Genomic DNA, 17,385 nt, shown 5'->3' with positions numbered 1-17,385 from the left:
CATGTCCCGTATTCAGCAAACCTTCGCCGCGCTCGCCGAACAAGGTCGAAAGGGCCTGATCCCATTCATTACCGCCGGCGATCCCGATCCCGCGAAGACCGTCGAATTCATGCACGCGCTCGCCGCGGGCGGCGCCGACGTGATCGAGCTCGGCGTGCCGTTCTCGGACCCGATGGCCGACGGCCCGGTGATCCAGCGTTCGTCGGAGCGCGCGCTCGCACGCGGCGTGTCGCTCAAGAGCGTGCTCGCCGACGTGCAGCGCTTCCGCGAAACCGACCAGAAAACGCCCGTCGTGCTGATGGGCTATGCGAACCCGATCGAGCGGATGGGCGTCGACGCGTTCGCGGCCGCTGCGCAGGCGGCCGGCGTCGACGGCGTGCTGGTGGTCGACTATCCGCCGGAAGAGGCGGCCGCCTTCGCCGAGCGGATGCGTGCCGCGCAGATCGATCCGATCTTCCTGCTCGCGCCCACCTCGACCGACGAACGCATCGCCGAAGTCGGCAAGATCGCGAGCGGCTACGTGTATTACGTGTCGCTCAAGGGCGTGACCGGTGCCGGAAATCTGGATGTTTCGAGCATTGCGGGTAAAATCCCGGCCATCAAGTCGCGCGTGCCGGTTCCGGTGGGCGTCGGCTTTGGCATCCGCGACGCCGAAACGGCGCGCGCGGTGGCCGAAGTGTCGGACGCCGTCGTGATCGGCAGCCGCCTCGTGCAACTGCTCGAAAGCGCCGCGCCGGAAGGCGCGGCGGCCGCGCTGAAGGCGTTCATCGCCGAACTGCGCGCCGCGCTGGACGGCGCGGGCAACGCGGCGCGACAAGCGCGATAAACACAACACAGGAAGCGGGTGCGGGCCGAACGGCCCGTCCCGCCACGGAACAGGAAACCATACGATGAGCTGGCTCGACAAACTGTTGCCGCCGAAGATCAAGCAGACCGACCCGAAAAGCCGCAAGGGCATTCCGGAAGGCCTGTGGGTCAAGTGCCCGTCCTGCGAGGCCGTGCTGTACCGCAACGACGTGGACGCGAACCTGCACGTGTGCCCGAAGTGCGACCACCACATGCGCATCGGTGCGCGCGAGCGCCTCGACGGGCTGCTCGATCCGGAAGGCCGCTATGAAATCGGCCAGGAAATCGTGCCGGTCGACTCGCTGAAGTTCAAGGACAGCCGCAAGTATCCCGATCGTCTGAAGGAAGCGATGGACGAGACGGGCGAGACCGACGCGATGGTCGTGATGGGCGGCGCGATCCACACGCTGCCGGTCGTCGCGGCCTGTTTCGAGTTCTCGTTCATGGGCGGCTCGATGGGCTCGGTGGTCGGCGAGCGCTTCGCGCGCGGCGCGCAGAATGCATTGGAACAGCACGTGCCGTTCATCTGCTTCACGGCTTCGGGCGGTGCGCGGATGCAGGAAAGCCTGCTGTCGCTGATGCAGATGGCGAAGACCACCGCGATGCTGACCAAGCTGGCCGAAGCGAAGCTGCCGTTCATTTCGGTGCTGACCGACCCGACGATGGGCGGCGTGTCGGCGAGCTTCGCGTTCCTCGGCGACGTCGTGATCGCCGAGCCGAAGGCGCTGATCGGCTTTGCCGGCCCGCGCGTGATCGAGCAGACGGTGCGCGAGAAGCTGCCGGAAGGCTTCCAGCGCGCCGAGTTCCTGCTGAAGACGGGCGCGATCGACATGATCGTCGACCGCCGCAAGATGCGCGACGAGATCGCGCAACTGCTCGCGCTGCTGCAGCGACAGCCGGCCGACGCGCTGGCTTGACCGGCGCAAGCTCGTGACCCTCGCGCGTCGCCTGGCTGAACCGTCGGGCGGCGCGCTTCGTTTTTTGGCGTAGTGGCGATACCGATCCAGATTTGATCCGATGAGCACTTTTCCCACCCTCGACGCGTGGCTTTCGCATCTCGAACGCGCGCACCCGGTCGGCATCGACATGGGCCTTGCCCGCATCGGGCAGGTCAAGGCGGCGCTGCAACTCGAATTCGCGTGCCCCGTCATCACGGTCGGCGGCACCAACGGCAAGGGCTCGACCTGCGCGTTCATCGAGGCGATTCTCGTGCGCGCCGGCTACAAGGTCGGCTGCCACACGTCGCCGCACCTGCTCGAATTCAACGAGCGCGCGCGCGTGAACGGGCAGGCCGTGAGCGATGCCGAGCTGCTGCCGCATTTCGAGGCCGTCGAAGCCGCGCGCACGTCGCTGCCCGAGCCGGTGTCGCTCACGTACTTCGAATTCACGACGCTCGCGATCCTGCACCTGTTCGCGTCGCGCGGGCTCGACGCGGTGATCCTCGAAGTCGGCCTCGGCGGCCGGCTCGATGCGGTCAACATCATCGATACCGACTGCGCGATCGTTACCAGCATCGACATCGACCACACCGAATATCTCGGCGACACGCGCGAGAAGATCGCGTTCGAGAAGGCCGGGATCTTCCGGGCGGGCAAGCCGGCCATCTGCGGCGACCCCGCCGTGCCGCAGACGCTGGTCGACCATGCGGCCGCGATCGGCGCCGACCTGTGGCTCGTCGGCCGCGATTTCCGCTACGAGGCGCAGCCGGGCACCGAGCGCCAGCAGTGGAGCTACCTCGGCCGCGACAAGCGCTATCCGGCGCTCGCGTATCCGGCGCTGCGCGGCGCGAACCAGCTGATCAATGCGTCGGCCGCGCTGGCCGCGCTCGAATCGCTGCGCGCGCAACTGCCGGTGTCCGCGCAGGACATCCGGCTCGGGCTTGCGAATGTCGAGCTGCCCGGGCGCTTCCAGGTGCTGCCCGGCAAGCCGGCGATCGTGCTCGACGTCGCGCACAATCCGCATGCGGCGGCCGTGCTCGCGCAGAATCTCGGCAACATGGGCTTCTTCCCGTACACGTACGCGGTGTTCGGCGCGATGCACGACAAGGACATCGACGGCGTGCTGCGGCACCTGAAGGGCGAGATCGACCACTGGTGCGTGACCGACCTGCCGCTGCCGCGCGCGGCCAGCGCAGAGCAGCTCGAAGCTGCGCTGCACAAGGCCAGCGTCGAGAACGGGCCCGATTCGAGCGTCACGCGCTACGCGTCTCCCGCCGAAGCGTTTCGCGATGCACTAAAAAGAGCATCCGAGAATGATAGAATCGTGGTTTTCGGCAGTTTCCATACGGTGGCCGGTGTGATGGCCTACCGTAAATCGCAGCAACACTGACTGACGAGCAGTTTCGGACTCAGCCATTCATGGGAATTTTCTCGTTCGGCAAGAAAGACGACGACGCGCCGGTCCGGCGCGGCGGTCGTACCGGGACCTCCCGGAACGTGCGCACCGAGCGCACTGAACGCGTCGAGCGACGCTCGCGCCGCACCGAGCGTCCGGAATCGGACGCACTGCTCCTCGATCCGACCCTTCCAGAAAAGCAACGCGCACGCCGTCGCCTCGTCGGCGCGATCGCGCTCGTCGTGGCCGCCGTCATCGTGCTGCCGATGGTGCTCGACTCGCATCCGAAGCCGGTGACGGACGATATCGCGATCGATATCCCGAACCGGCCCGCGCACCAGGCGGCCGCGCCGCGCGACGACGATGTGTCCGACGTGCAGGCAGGCGTCGCGCACGACGAGCCGCCGGCTTCGGATGCGGCTATCGCCGCCGCGCCCGCGCCGAAGGACACGGGCCGGCCGGCTGCGAAACCCGATACGACGACCACGGCAAGCGCGGCGCCGCCGCCGAAGCCGGCCGCGCCCGCTGCGAAGCCTGCCGCGCCGAAGCCGGCGCCCGCGCCCGCCCAGGTTGCGAACGCCGATGCGTCCGGTGCGGACACGCGCGACGCATCGTCGCCGTCGTCGCCGGCCGGTGCGCGCTTCGCGGTGCAGCTCGGCTCGTTCAAGGACGATGCGACGGCCCGTTCGTGGGCCGCGAAGTTGAAATCGGCGGGCGTGCCCGCATATGTCGAGCATCGCAAGCAGGCGGATGGCAGCGCGGCTACACTGTTGCGTGCGGGTCCGTTCGCGGATCGCGCGGCAGCGTCCGCGGCGATCGCGAAGGTGCGCGAAGCCGGGCTGACCCAGTAACGCGCAATGCTGACGGCTTTCGACTACGCTGTATTGGCGGTGATCGCGTTGTCGGCGCTGCGCGGCGCGTGGCGCGGCTTCGTCTCGGAGATTTTCGGGCTGATCGGCTGGATCGCGGCGATCGTGATCGCGGGCCGCTACGTCGGTCTGCTCGTGCCGTATATTCCGGCGAACTGGCCGGGCGGCGCGCTGACGCAGTGGGTGATCGCGTTCGCGCTGATCGTGATCGGCGTCGTGTTCGTCGCCGGTGTCGCGAATGCGCTGCTGTCGCGGATCGCGCAGGCCACCGGCCTCGGCGGCGTCGACCGCTCGCTGGGCATGATGTTCGGGCTCGTCCGCGGCTGCGTGCTGGTGGTGCTGCTGGTCGCGGCGGCCGGGTTGACCGAGTTGCCCAAACAGGATTTCTGGCGCAATGCGCTATTGCGTCCGATTGCCGAGCAGGGCGTGCACGAGCTGAAGCAGCTCCTGCCCGACGGCATGGCCCAGTACGTGCGCGTGTGATCGCGCGGCCGGGCAGGACGGAACCGATTTTGTCATTCTGAAGGACATGCCATGTGCGGCATCGTAGGCGTTATCTCCCAATCCCCGGTCAATCAGCTGATCTATGACAGCCTGCTGCTGCTGCAGCATCGCGGTCAGGACGCAGCGGGCATCGCGACCGCGGACGGCAGCAATTTCCACATGTACAAGGCGAACGGCATGGTGCGCGACGTGTTCCGCACGCGCAACATGCGCAGCCTGCCCGGCACCTTCGGCATCGGCCAGGTCCGCTACCCGACGGCCGGCTCGGCGTCGAGCGAAGCCGAGGCGCAGCCGTTCTACGTGAACGCGCCGTTCGGGATCATCCTCGCGCACAACGGCAACCTGACGAACTGGCAGCAATTGAAGGACGAGATGTTCCGGATCGACCGCCGGCACATCAACACCAATTCCGACAGCGAAGTGCTGCTCAACGTGTTCGCGCACGAGCTGCAACTGTCGACGACGGGCCTCGAGCTCGATCCGGCCGCGGTATTCAAGGCGGTTGCGGGCGTGCATCGCCGTCTGCAGGGCTCGTATGCGATCGTGTCGCTGATCGCCGGCTACGGCCTGCTCGCGTTCCGCGATCCGTTCGGCATTCGCCCGCTCTGCATCGGCAAGCTCGAGACCGAGCACGGCACCGAATGGATGGTCGCGTCGGAATCGGTCGCGGTCGAAGGCATCGGCTTCGAGTTCGTGCGCGACGTGCTGCCGGGCGAGGCGATCTTCATCGACCAGGCCGGCAATTTCCACAGCCAGCAGTGCGCGGAACACCCGACGCTGAATCCGTGCATGTTCGAGTACGTGTATCTCGCGCGTCCGGATTCGTGCCTCGACGGCGTGCCGGTCTACAACGTGCGCCTGCGCATGGGCGACTATCTCGCGGAGAAGATCAAGCGCGAGCTGCCGAACGTGCCGATCGACGTCGTGATGCCGATTCCCGACTCGTCGCGCCCGGCCGCGATGCAGGTCGCCGCGAAGCTCGGCGTCGAGTATCGCGAGGGCTTCTTCAAGAACCGCTACGTCGGCCGCACCTTCATCATGCCGGGGCAGGCGGTGCGCAAGAAGTCGGTGCGCCAGAAGCTCAACGCGATGAGCATCGAGTTCAAGGACAAGCACGTGCTGATCGTCGACGATTCGATCGTGCGCGGCACGACATCGCACGAGATCGTGCAGATGGCGCGCGATGCGGGCGCGAAGTCGGTGATCTTCGCGTCGGCGGCGCCGCCCGTGAAATTCCCGAACGTGTACGGCATCGACATGCCGACGCGCGGCGAACTCGTCGCGCACGGCCGCACCGACGACGAAGTCGCGAAGATCATCGGCGCCGACTACCTGATCTATCAGGACGTCGACGACCTGCGCCGCGCGGTGCGCGACATCAACCCGAAGCTCGAGCGCTTCGAGGCGTCGTGCTTCGACGGCGACTACATCACCGGCGACGTGACGCCCGAGTATCTCGACGCGATCGAGCGCGCGCGCCTGACGCCGGCGTCGCAGGCCGATCGCGATACGGCCGGCGATACCGCGCGCTCGCAGATGAACCTGCAACTGTCGGTCGAATGACCGCGGCGCACGCTGTTGCCGAAGCGTGCTAGCATGTGGGCTTGCGTCGATTTGATTTCAGCTTGCGGACGCGGGGCGAATACCCCAAACAGCTAAAGCGAAGGCCGGCGGCAGCCGGCCCGAGTCGAGCTGTCGTACCGCACGAAGCCCGCCGATGCACACGCATGGCGGGCTTTTTGTTTGGCCTGGCTCGCGCGCACGCGCGGCCATCGAATACGGAAAACGGACATGGACGACTCCCTCAACTTCGACACGCTCGCCGTGCGCGCGGGCACGCTGCGCAGCGACTTCAACGAGCATTCGGAAGCGCTGTTCCTCACGTCGAGCTTCTGCTTCAAGAGCGCGGCCGAAGCGGCCGAGCGCTTCGCGAACTCGGAAGACTATTTCACCTATTCGCGCTTCACGAACCCGACCGTCACGATGTTCCAGGAGCGTCTCGCGGCGCTCGAGGGCGGCGAGGCGTGCATCGCGACCGCGTCGGGAATGGCTGCGATCATGTCGGTCGTGATGGCCGCGCTGCAGGCGGGCGACCACCTCGTCAGCTCGCGCAGCCTGTTCGGCTCGACGCTCGGGATGTTCTCGCAGATCTTCAGCAAGTTCGGGATCACGACGACCTTCGTCGATCCGACCGACCTGAACGCATGGCAGCAAGCCGTGCGTCCCGAAACGAAGATGTTCTTCCTCGAGACGCCGTCGAACCCGCTGACCGAGCTCGCCGACATCGAGGCGATCGGCAAGATCGCGAAGGCCGCGAACGCGCTGTTCGTCGTCGACAACTGTTTCTGCAGCCCGGTGCTGCAGCAGCCGCTGAAGCTCGGCGCGGATGTCGTGATGCACTCGGCGACCAAGTTCCTCGACGGCCAGGGCCGCGTGCTGGGCGGCGCGCTGGTCGGCTCGAAGGACTTCATCATGGGCAAGGTGTTCCCGTTCGTGCGCAGCGCGGGCCCGACGCTGTCGGCGTTCAACGCATGGGTGCTGCTGAAGGGGATGGAGACGCTGTCGCTGCGCGTCGAGAAGCAGTCGGCGAACGCGCTGGAAATCGCGCGCTGGCTCGACTCGCATCCGGCCGTCGCGCGCGTGTTCTATCCGGGCCTCGAATCGCATCCGCAGCATGAGCTCGCGAAGCGCCAGCAGAAGGCGGGCGGGGCGCTCGTGTCGTTCGAGCTGAAGGGCGACACGCCCGAGCAGCAGCGCGCGAACGCATGGCGCGTGATCGACAGCACGAAGCTGATCTCGATTACCGGCAACCTCGGCGATACGCGCTCGACGATCACCCACCCGGCGACCACGACGCACGGCCGCATCACGCCGGAAGCGCGCGCCGCGGCCGGGATCGGCGAAGGGCTGATCCGCCTGTCGGTCGGCCTCGAAAACGCGGGCGACCTGCGCAACGATCTCGCGCGCGGGCTGGACGCCTGAGCGCGGCGCGAGCCGCATCGATGCAAAGAGCCGTTCGCGCCGGGCAATGCCGGCGCGAACGGCTCGTTCGTTTGGGGCGGTCTATATCGTCTGCGCAACGCGCCGACGCACCGTGTCAGCCGGCGTGCGCGTCGCGCATCGCTTCCACCATCCAGCGCAGCGTCTCGTCGAGCGGCGTGACGGGCAGCTCGCCCACTGCGCGCCGCAGCTTGTCGCGCGAGCCGACGAGGCGCTTCACCTCGTTCTGCCGAACGAAGCGCGGATCGACCTTCACGTCGATCACATAACCGGCGATGCGCGACAGCATCGCCAGCACCTCTTTCAGCGAATACGCGTGCTCCGAGCAGACGTTGAACGTTTCGCCTGCCGGCGCGGTTTCGACCAGCCGCAGGTATGCGGCCGTCACGTCGCGCACGTCGGAGAAATCGCGGCTCACGTCGAGGTTGCCGAGCGAGATGCGCGGCGCGTTGCGCACGAAGTGCGCGGCGAGCTTCGGCAGCAGGTACGCTTCGCTCTGGCCGACGCCCGTGTAGTTGAACGGCCGCGCGATCACGATCGGCAGCCGGTCGGCCCACAGCTTCGCCGCGTATTCCATCGCCAGCTTGCTGACCGCGTAGTCGTTGGCGGGCGCGGGCGCGACGGTTTCGTCGAGCACGCCGGCCGTCGAATTGCCGTAGATGTTCGCGCTGCTCGCGAGCAGCACCGCCGACGGGCGGCGGTCGAGGCCCGCGAGCGCGGCCAGCAGGTTGCGCGTGCCGGCGATGTTGACCGCGTAGGTCTGCGACGGCTCGTCGTTGGCGACATGCGCGCGCGCCGCGAGATGCACGACCGCGTCGGGCCGCGCGTCGGCCGCCGCCGCACGCATCGCGTTCGCGTCGAGCAGGTCGACGGGCAGCAGCGTGCAGCGCGCGAGCGCCGGATCGTCGGGGCGCGGCACGCCGGGGGCGGTCGTGCCCCACACTTCGTAGCCGGCCGCTTCGAGGCGCTGCGCCATGTAGCGGCCCGTGAAGCCAGTCAGGCCGGTGACGAACGCGCGCCGCGACGCGCGTCCGGCATCAGAACGTGTCATGGTGGCTGTTCCGCGTCAGGTCCGCTTCGACCATCATCTGGCAAAGCTGTTCGAGCGTCGTTTCCGGCGCCCAGCCGAGCTTGCTTTTCGCCTTGTCCGCGCAGCCGATCAGCAGGTCGACTTCGGCCGGGCGGTAGAACTTCGGATTCACTTCGACGAGCACGTTGCCGGTCGATGCGTCGAGGCCGCGTTCCTGTTCGCCCTTGCCGGTCCATTCGATCTGGTAGCCGGCCGCGGCGAACGCCATCCGCACGAAGTCGCGCACGGTCTCGGTGCGATTGGTCGCGAGCACGTAGGTGTCGGGCTCGTCGGCCTGCAGCATGCGCCACATCCCTTCGACGTATTCGAGCGCGAAGCCCCAGTCGCGTTTTGCGTCGAGGTTGCCGAGCTCGAGGCGCGACGCCTTGCCGAGCTTGATCTTCGCGACGGTGTCGGTGATCTTGCGCGTGACGAACTCGCGGCCGCGCAGCGGCGATTCGTGGTTGAACAGGATCCCGCTGCAGCCGAACAGGTCGTACGACTCGCGATAGTTCACGGTCATCCAGTGCGCGTACAGCTTCGCGACGCCGTACGGGCTGCGCGGGTAGAACGCGGTCGTTTCCGTCTGCGGGATCGCCTGCACCTTGCCGAACATCTCGGACGTCGACGCCTGGTAGAAGCGCGTTTTCGGGCTCACCACGCGGATCGCCTCGAGCAGGTTCAGCGGGCCGATGCCCGTCACCTCGGCGGTCGTCGCCGGTTGGTCGAACGACACGCCGACGAAGCTTTGCGCGGCCAGGTTGTAGAGCTCGTCGGGCTGCGTGCGTTCGAGCAGGCGCAGGCTCGAGCCGGCATCGGTCAGGTCGTGCTCGACGAGCGACAGGTTCGGGTGCGTGTCGACGCCGAGTTCGGCAATGCGCCAGAAATTCACCGAGCTGGTGCGGCGATAGGTGCCCGTGACCTCGTAGCCCTTGTCGAGCAGCAGTCTGGTCAGGTAGGCGCCGTCCTGCCCCGTGATCCCCGTAATGATGGCCTTCTTGCGAGTTTGGCTCATGGTGATGTCCTGGTAGAAACGAAAGTGAAAATCAGGCGGTCGTGCGTGCGGCGGCCGGCAGCGCGCGGCGGGCCGGGCCGCGCGTCAGCCGCCGTTCGAAGCCGTACCAGCTCAGCGTCGCGTAGGCGAGCGTGATCGCCAGCGCGAGCGCGGCCGTGACGAAGCGGTTCAGGTGCAGCGGCCACAGTGCGTACAGCACGCTCAGGTGGATCAGGTACACGGTGTAGCTGACGGTGCCCACGTAGACGAGCACCGGGTTCGTCAGCACGCGCTGCACGAGGCCGCGGCCGCGCAGCGCGATCACGACGACCGACGTGCAGAGCAGCAGCGAGATGCTGTAGAGCGCGGCATTCGATAGCGGCGTGTTGGCGGCGCGAAAGCGCGGGAACGACAGGTGCAGCCAGCCGAGGATCGCGAGCGACACGAGCGCGCCGACGATCGCGAGCGGGTAGAACGGCTCCAGCGCGCGCCGGTCGCGGCGCAGCACGATCGCGAGCAGCGCGCCTGCGGCGAGCAGGTCCATCCGGAACGGCGTCAGGTAGTAGATCGGCCAGAACGAGTCGAACCACGGCGTCGCGATCGCGCGCAGCACCGGCGCGACGACGATCAGCGCGACGGCGACCCACAGCAGCGCGCGCTCCGAGCACCACAGCACGACGAACGGCCAGAAGATGTAGAACTGCTCCTCGACCGCGAGCGACCACAGCACGTTCAGGCTGTCGTGGCCGATGCTGCCCAGCGACAGCCCGATATTGGTCGAGAAGAACGCGAACCACGGCCAGTGCGGCAGCCAGCTCGCGCCGAACAGGATCGTCGACACCACCAGCAGCAGCACGTACGGCGGCAGGATGCGGCGCACGCGGCGAGCATAGAAGTGGCTGAAGTACGACTGCCCGCGCGCCTTGCGGTCGAGCAGGATGCCGGTGATCAGCAGCCCGCTCAGCACGAAGAACAGGTCGACGCCCATCCACAGCGGCGCCTTCAGCGCGTGCTGCAGGAACACGGCGCCGACCGCGATCGCGCGCAGCCCGTCGAGCTGCACGATGCGGCCGTGTTGCGGCGGGGCGAGGTCGAGGTCGGCGGATCGCGAGATGCCCGTCATCGCGCCGCTCCTTCGCGACGCGCGCCAGCACGTCGTGCATCCGATGCGTGAACGTAATGCATGCCTTTGAATTGAAATATCGAATCGAAATCGATTCTAGGGAAAAGAAATCGGCAAAAAAACGCGTGTCATTTATCCGCCCGAAAACAATCGAATCGGGAAATTTCAATCGGAAAATGAAAGCTTGACGCCCGGCCAGCCGCCATGAGCATGCCGAAGCGGCATTTTCTACAGATAAAAAATACGAAATGCGGTCGTTATTGCCGGTTTTCGGTGGCGATGGGAATCTGTTCCGGTTCGATATTTCACGCAGAAACATCCCCAAATATTTCCAAATTTCTTGTGATTATTTTTGCTTGTAACCTGCATCGCGACGTTTGAAACCCATTTAGCGACAGGGCAGTCCGGCGATCCTTTGCCGCGGCCCGGCCGCTTCCGTATCGAGTCTGGAGAAGCGCATTGCGACGTCTGATTCTGGTAGGCATGACGGTGTGCACGGCGCTGCTGACCGGCACCGCGCAAGCTGAAACGGTGTTGCCCGCGACGACGTCGTGGATCGGCAACACGTTCGGCTATGGCGACGGCAGCTGGACGCAGATCGACATCCGCGCGATCGCGGTCACGCCCGAAGGCAAGGTGTATACGAATGCGCCGTGGGACGAGAGCGGCGCCGAGGCGAGCGTCTACCAGGACGGCAAGATGCTCGGCTTCGCGGGCGGCACGCACGGCTGGGGCAATCTCGGCGGCAATGCGATCGCGGTCAACAGCAAGTACGCGTATGTCGCGATCGGCGTCGGCAACGAGCGCGGCCATCTGCAGTCGCCCGGCATCTGGCCGGACAAGGGCAAGCAGTGGTTCGGCATCTCGCGGCGCACGCTCGGCGACATGAAGCAGCCGGCGCCGTTCCGCGCAGCGCCGCAGGTCGCGCCCGGCGGGCGCGCCGATGCCGGCCGCGCGCGGATGGCCGCGAGCTTCATGATGGTCAACGAGGTGCCGGCGCCGGCGCGCTCGGAAGCGGGCGACGTGAAGGCGGAAGTCGGCGGCCTCGCGGCCGACGACAAGACGCTGTTCGCGACCAATCCGTCGCACGACGAGGTCGACGTCTACGACGCCGAGACGATGCAGAAGAAGGGCACGTGGAGCGCGCACGAGCCGGGACGCATCGCGCTCGCCGGCGACGGCACGCTGTGGCTGCTGACCGATACGTTGCACGGTCCCGCACATCTGGTGCACGTGCGGGCGGACGGCCGCAAGCTCGACGACGCGCCCGCGCTGCCGGACGGCACCGACGCGGTGGACGTCGCGGTCGACGCGAAGGGCCGCGTGCTGGTCGCGGACAACGGCCCGCGCCAGCAGATCCTGATTTTCTCGAAGGGCGGCAAGGGCTATGCGCCGTCGGGCACGCTCGGCACGCGCGGCGGCATCTTCGCGGGCCCGGTGCCGGGCCGGCCGGGGCCGCAGCGTTTCAACGGGCTGACGGGCGTCGGCGTCGATCGCGCCGGCAATATCTATGTCGCGATGAACGGCATCGGGCCGCGCCACGACACGATCGGTGCGGGGCTCGGCGCGGTGCTCGAAAGCTACACGCCGGACGGTGCGCTGCGCTGGCAGGTGCAGGGGCTGCTGTTCGTCGACGGCGCGTGGCTCGATCCTGCGCGACCGAACAGCGTCTACACGGGCAACAAGCGCTTCGAGCTCGACCTGTCGAAGCCGCCGGGCCAGGACTGGAAATACGTCGGCTTCCTGTCGAACCGCTTCAAGTATCCGGACGATCCGGTGTTCCACACCGACCAGTGGCCCGGCATGCCGACCGCGCGCCGGCTGGATGGCCGCACGTTCCTGTACCTGACCGACATGTACGCCGATCACCTGAAGATCTACCGCTTCGACGCGAAGCGCGACGGCGAGGTCGCGATTCCGTCCGGGCTGATCGCGGGCCGCGCGCGGCCGGTCGACAAGGTGCCGAACAAGCCGCCCGGCGGCGACTGGATGTGGCGCGACGCGAACGGCAACGGCCGCCTCGACGCGGACGAGTTCGAGATCAACACGACCGGCAAGGCGAAGGCGGGCGGCTGGGGCTGGTGGGTCGACACGAAGGGCGACATCTGGCGCACCAGCGACGTGCGCGGGATTCACCGCTTCCGCTATGGCGGCGTCGACAAGGCCGGCAACCCGATCTACGCGTACGACAAGGTCACGACCTATCCGATGCCGCAGCCGTTCACGCAGCTGCGCCGCGCGATCTACGAGCCGCAGACCGACACGCTGTACGTGACCGGCTACACGGCCGACGCGCCGCCGCAGCCGGGCATCAACAAGGAAGTCGGCCGCGTGCTGGTGCGCTTCGACAAGTGGTCGACGGGCTCGCCGGTGGCGCGCTATACGGTCGCGCTGCCGTGGCAGCTCGACGCGAAGCCGATCCTCGACCTGATCGGGATCACCGTCGAGGGCCGCTACATTTTCACGGTGGAGCCGGTCGGCAAGATCCACGTGTACGACAAGGAAACCGGCAAGGAGGTCGGCGTGATGAGCCCGGGCGCGGAAGTCGGCAAGGCGTCGGGCTGGGTCGACGTGCCGTTCGGCATCAGCGCGTTCCGGCGCGAGAACGGCGAATACCTGGTGTTCGTCGAGGAAGACGCGCGCGGCAAGGTGCTGATGTATCGCTGGAAACCGTGACGCGCGGTCGTCGACAAGGCACAAGCATGGACAAAGGCATACTCAAGAACGTTTCGATCAACTTCATCGGGCTGATCCTGCCGACCTTCGTGTCGCTGGTGACGGTGCCCGCCTATATCCACGCGCTCGGCGTCGAACGCTACGGCGTCGTCAGTCTGGTGTGGACGCTGATCGGCTATTTCGGGATCCTCGATCTCGGGATGAGCATGGCCGCGCAGAACCACATCTCGAAGGCGCTCGCGAGCGGCGACGCCGCCGAGAGCGCGCGCGTGTTCTGGAGCGCGTTCTGGCTGAACCTCGGCACCGGCATCGCGGGCGGGCTGCTGATCTATTTCGGCGCGTTCGTCTACACCGCGTACTTCACGAAGGTGTCGGCCGCGATGCAGCACGAGGTGTATCTCGCGCTGCCGTGGCTCGCGCTCGCGATCCCGCTCGCGAACGTGTCGTGGGTGTTCGCCGGCGCGATCAACGGCGCCGAGCGCTTCGGCGTGTTCAACACGAACCAGACGATCGGCACCTTCCTGTTCCAGCTGCTGCCGCTCGGCGCCGCGTGGTGGATCGCGCCGAACCTGCAGACGGTGCTGGCCGCGGCCGTCGTCGCGCGGCTGGTCGCGGCGGTGATGCTCGGTCACGCGAGCATCAAGGTGCTCGGCATCACGCGCATCGATCCGCCGAAGTGGGGCACCGCGAAAGGGCTGTTCAACTTCGGCGGCTGGATGCTGATCGCGAGCACCGCGAGCATGGTCGCCGACACGCTCGATCGCGTGATGCTCGGCGCCGGCATGGGCGCGAAGTTCGTCACCTACTACACGGTGCCGCAGAACCTCGTCACGCGGCTGAACATGCTGCCGAACGCGCTGGTGCGCACGCTGTTCCCGCGCCTGTCGGCGGTCGGCCGCGATCACGCGGACACGCTCGCGCGCCAGTCGCTCGAATTCCTGAACGGCGTGTTCACGCCGATCGGCATCGTCGCGATCTTCGCGCTGGCGCCGTTCCTCACGCTGTGGGTCGGCCCCGACCTGGCCGCGCATTCGGCGCCGGTCGGCCGCGTGCTGGTGATCAGCGTGTGGCTCGTCGGGCAGGCGAGCGTCACGCGGATCCTGATCCAGTCGCAGGTCAATCCGGCGCGCGCGGCGATCGCCGGGCTCGTCGAGATGCCGTTCTTCGTCGGCGGCCTGTGGTTCGGCATTCATCACTTCGGGCTGATCGGCGCGGCGGTGGTCGTCGCGACGCGCGCGCTGGTCGACTACGGCGTGCTGCTGTACCTGTCGGCGATCCGGATGCGCGCGATCGTGCTCGACATGCTCGCGCACCTCGCGTTCCTGCTCGCGAGTCTGTTTCTGGCGCAGGCGTGGCCGGCGCTCGTCGAGTCGATCGGCATGTGCGCGGTCGTGCTGGCGCTGAACGTCGCATGGTCGCTCACGATGACGCCGGGGCTGCGTGCGCTGGCCCTCGGCCTGATTCTCCGTCTCAATGCGAGGAAAACCACATGAATCGCGATCTGGCGGAACACGCCATCCTCAATGCGGCGACGGCCGACGCGACGGCTGCGGCCGGCGCCGGCGAAGCGGCCGCGCTGCGCACCGCGCGCCGCGAAGCCGCACCCGCGCGCGACGCATCCCGGCCGCTGCGCGTGGCGATCGTCCACGACTGGCTGGTGACCTACGCGGGCGCCGAGCGCGTGCTCGAACAGATCGTCGCGTGCTTCCCCGACGCGGACCTGTTCAGCCTCGTCGATTTTCTCGACGACCGCATGTTCGTGCGCGGCAAGCGCGTGACGACGTCGTTCATCCAGAAGCTGCCGTTCGCGCGCACCAAGTACCGCAGCTACCTGCCGCTGATGCCGCTCGCGATCGAGCAGCTCGACGTGTCCGGGTACGACCTCGTGATCTCGAGCAGTCACGCGGTCGCGAAGGGCGTGCTGACCGGGCCGGACCAGATGCACATCAGCTACGTGCATTCGCCGATCCGCTATGCGTGGGACCTGCAGCACCAGTATTTGGAACAGTCGAACCTCACGCACGGGCCGAAATCGCTGCTCGCGCGGATGATCCTGCACTACATCCGCAACTGGGATACGCGCACCGCGAACGCGGTCGACGGCTTCATCGCGAACTCCGCGTTCATCGCGCGGCGCATCCGCAAGGTTTACCACCGCGACGCGGCGGTGATCTTTCCGCCGGTCGACGTCGACGGCTTCTCGCTGAATACCGTCAAGGAGGATTTCTACCTGACGGCGTCGCGGATGGTGCCGTACAAGAAGATCGACCTGATCGTCGAAGCGTTTGCGCAAACGCCGGAGCGCAAGCTGGTCGTGATCGGCGACGGCCCGGAGATGGACAAGATCCGCGCGAAGGCCGGCCCGAACGTCGAGATCATGGGCTACCAGCCGTTCGCGGTGCTGCACGACCGGATGCGGCGCGCGAAGGCGTTCGTGTTCGCGGCGGAGGAGGATTTCGGGATCTCGGTGGTCGAGGCGCAGGCCTGCGGCACGCCGGTGATCGCCTACGGCAAGGGCGGCGCGCTCGAGACCGTGCGCGATCCGCGCTCGGACGCGCATCCGACCGGGCTGTTCTTCGACGAGCAGACGCCGCACGCGATCGTCGCGGCCGTCGACGATTTCGAGCGCGCGCCGCAGCGCTTCACGCCGCACGCGTGCCGCGCGAACGCGGAGCGGTTTTCCGCCGACACCTTCCGCAAGCGCTTTCTCGACTACGTCGAGGCGGCGCTGCCGGGCGCGACCGCGCAGCGCGGCGTGGCCGCGCCGATGCCGGCCGCGCGCGGCCCGGCGACGCTCGTGCTCGACCAGAGCGGCGTGCTCGGCGGCGCGGAGCTGTCGCTGCTCGAGATCATGAAGCACATGCGCGCGAACGCCGACGTGCTGCTGTTCGACGACGGCCCGTTCCGCGCGGCGCTCGACGAGATCGGCGCGCGCGTCGACGTGGTCGACCAGGGCGCGCTCGCGGGCGTGCGCAAGCAGGGCGGCGTGTCGCTCGGCGCGCTGAAGCAGCTGGTGCGGCTGGTGCGCGACGTCGCGCGCCGCGCGCGCCGCGCCGAGGTGATCTATGCGAACACGCAGCGCGCGATGGTGGTCGCCGCGCTCGCCGGGCGGCTCGCGCGCAAGCCGGTGGTCTGGCATCTGCGCGACATCGTCAGCGACGACCATTTCGGCAGCAAGCAGCTGCTGGCGATCAAGTACTGCGCGCGGCTCGGCGTGACGCGCGTGATCGCGAACTCGGACGCGTCCGCGCAGGCGTTCCGCGCGCTGACCGGCTTTACGCCGCAGCACGTCGACGTCGTGTTCAACGGCATTTCGGCCGAGCCGTTCGACGCGCTGGACGGCGTCAGCCAGGCCGCGCTGCGCGCGCGCTTCGGGCTGCCCGAGCATGCGTGGCTGGTCGGCTCGTTCAGCCGCCTCGCGCGCTGGAAGGGGCAGCACGTGCTGCTGGAGGCCGCCGCGCGGCAGCCGGACATGCACGTGGTGCTGGTCGGCGCGCCGCTGTTCGGCGAGGACGAATACGCGGCGCAGCTGCACGAATACGTCGCGCGGCACGGGATGGACGAACGCGTGCATTTCGTCGGCTTCCAGCGCGACATCGCGGCCTGCATGAAGGCCGTCGACGTCGTCGCGCATACGTCGATCACGCCGGAGCCGTTCGGCCGCGTGATCGTCGAGGGCATGCTGGCGCGCCGGCCGGTCGTCGCGGCGCGCGCGGGCGGCGTGATCGAGATCATCGAGCACGGCGACAACGGACTGCTGTGCGAACCGGGCGACGCGACCGCGCTCGCCGATGCGCTGGACGCGCTGCGCTCCGATGCGCGGCTGCGCGAGCGGCTGGTCGCGAGCGGGCGCGCGACCGCGGTGCGCCGGTTCGGGACCGAGACCTACGTCGAGCGGGTCGAAAAGATCCTCGCGGATACGGCGCGCGCGGCGAAGGCGAAGCAGGCTTGAGCGGTCGTTGCCGCGCCT

13 protein-coding genes are annotated in these 17,385 nt (G+C 67.7%); 10 read left to right on the top strand and 3 right to left on the bottom strand.

Features of this window, described 5'->3' with window-relative positions:
- The first annotated feature begins 1 nt into the window (after position 1).
- From trpA to BST28156_RS01530, 7 genes are all read left to right on the top strand, one after another.
- Positions 2-826, top strand: a complete 825-nt coding sequence (gene trpA, locus BST28156_RS01560) for a tryptophan synthase subunit alpha (protein ID WP_060243026.1) — start codon at positions 2-4, stop codon at positions 824-826.
- Positions 827-890: 64 nt separating this feature from the next.
- The gene (gene accD / locus BST28156_RS01555) at positions 891-1,763 is read left to right on the top strand and encodes an acetyl-CoA carboxylase, carboxyltransferase subunit beta (protein ID WP_009691548.1); all 873 of its coding nucleotides are present in this window, start codon (positions 891-893) and stop codon (positions 1,761-1,763) included.
- Positions 1,764-1,863: 100 nt separating this feature from the next.
- Positions 1,864-3,174: a bifunctional tetrahydrofolate synthase/dihydrofolate synthase gene (gene folC / locus BST28156_RS01550; protein ID WP_174901276.1), complete on the top strand. Its 1,311-nt coding sequence runs from the start codon at positions 1,864-1,866 to the stop codon at positions 3,172-3,174.
- A 29-nt stretch (positions 3,175-3,203) separates the two neighbouring features.
- The gene (locus BST28156_RS01545) at positions 3,204-4,031 is read left to right on the top strand and encodes an SPOR domain-containing protein (RefSeq protein WP_174901275.1); all 828 of its coding nucleotides are present in this window, start codon (positions 3,204-3,206) and stop codon (positions 4,029-4,031) included.
- Positions 4,032-4,037: 6 nt separating this feature from the next.
- Positions 4,038-4,532: a CvpA family protein gene (locus tag BST28156_RS01540; RefSeq protein WP_040129826.1), complete on the top strand. Its 495-nt coding sequence runs from the start codon at positions 4,038-4,040 to the stop codon at positions 4,530-4,532.
- Between the two features lie 51 nt (positions 4,533-4,583).
- The gene (purF, locus tag BST28156_RS01535) at positions 4,584-6,116 is read left to right on the top strand and encodes an amidophosphoribosyltransferase (protein WP_060243033.1); all 1,533 of its coding nucleotides are present in this window, start codon (positions 4,584-4,586) and stop codon (positions 6,114-6,116) included.
- A gap of 228 nt (positions 6,117-6,344) precedes the next feature.
- Positions 6,345-7,535: an O-succinylhomoserine sulfhydrylase gene (locus tag BST28156_RS01530; protein ID WP_060243035.1), complete on the top strand. Its 1,191-nt coding sequence runs from the start codon at positions 6,345-6,347 to the stop codon at positions 7,533-7,535.
- 115 nt (positions 7,536-7,650) lie between these two features.
- On the opposite strand, the gene BST28156_RS01525 is transcribed toward BST28156_RS01530, so the two are convergent.
- From BST28156_RS01525 to BST28156_RS01515, 3 genes are read right to left on the bottom strand one after another with little or no spacing between them, the layout of a single operon-like run.
- A complete protein-coding gene (locus BST28156_RS01525) occupies positions 7,651-8,604 on the bottom strand; it encodes an NAD-dependent epimerase/dehydratase family protein (protein WP_174901274.1) in 954 nt (317 codons plus the stop codon).
- Positions 8,591-9,637, bottom strand: coding sequence for a GDP-mannose 4,6-dehydratase (gene gmd, locus BST28156_RS01520; RefSeq protein WP_060243039.1), 1,047 nt, complete (start codon positions 9,635-9,637; stop codon positions 8,591-8,593). The genes BST28156_RS01525 and gmd overlap by 14 nt, the downstream gene beginning before the upstream one ends.
- A gap of 31 nt (positions 9,638-9,668) precedes the next feature.
- Complete coding sequence (locus BST28156_RS01515; RefSeq protein WP_174901273.1) at positions 9,669-10,739, bottom strand: acyltransferase family protein; 1,071 nt, start codon at positions 10,737-10,739, stop codon at positions 9,669-9,671.
- A 483-nt stretch (positions 10,740-11,222) separates the two neighbouring features.
- Between BST28156_RS01515 and BST28156_RS01510 the strand changes: the two genes are divergently transcribed.
- The 3 genes from BST28156_RS01510 to BST28156_RS01500 are packed head-to-tail and all read left to right on the top strand — an operon-like array spanning position 11,223 to position 17,367.
- The gene (locus tag BST28156_RS01510; RefSeq protein ID WP_437341280.1) at positions 11,223-13,415 is read left to right on the top strand and encodes an NHL repeat-containing protein; all 2,193 of its coding nucleotides are present in this window, start codon (positions 11,223-11,225) and stop codon (positions 13,413-13,415) included.
- A gap of 26 nt (positions 13,416-13,441) precedes the next feature.
- On the top strand, positions 13,442-14,908 hold the full coding sequence (locus BST28156_RS01505; RefSeq protein ID WP_174901271.1) for an oligosaccharide flippase family protein: 1,467 nt from the start codon (positions 13,442-13,444) through the stop codon (positions 14,906-14,908).
- Positions 14,905-17,367, top strand: a complete 2,463-nt coding sequence (locus BST28156_RS01500; protein WP_174901270.1) for a glycosyltransferase family 4 protein — start codon at positions 14,905-14,907, stop codon at positions 17,365-17,367. Before BST28156_RS01505 ends, BST28156_RS01500 begins: the two co-directional genes overlap by 4 nt.
- The last annotated feature ends 18 nt before the right edge of the window (positions 17,368-17,385 follow it).

It is taken from the genome of Burkholderia pseudomultivorans (assembly GCF_902499075.1).
Taxonomy (GTDB): Bacteria; Pseudomonadota; Gammaproteobacteria; order Burkholderiales; family Burkholderiaceae; genus Burkholderia; species Burkholderia pseudomultivorans.
Note: the sequence above shows the minus strand (reverse complement) of the source record. Positions and strands in the feature narration are given on the sequence as shown.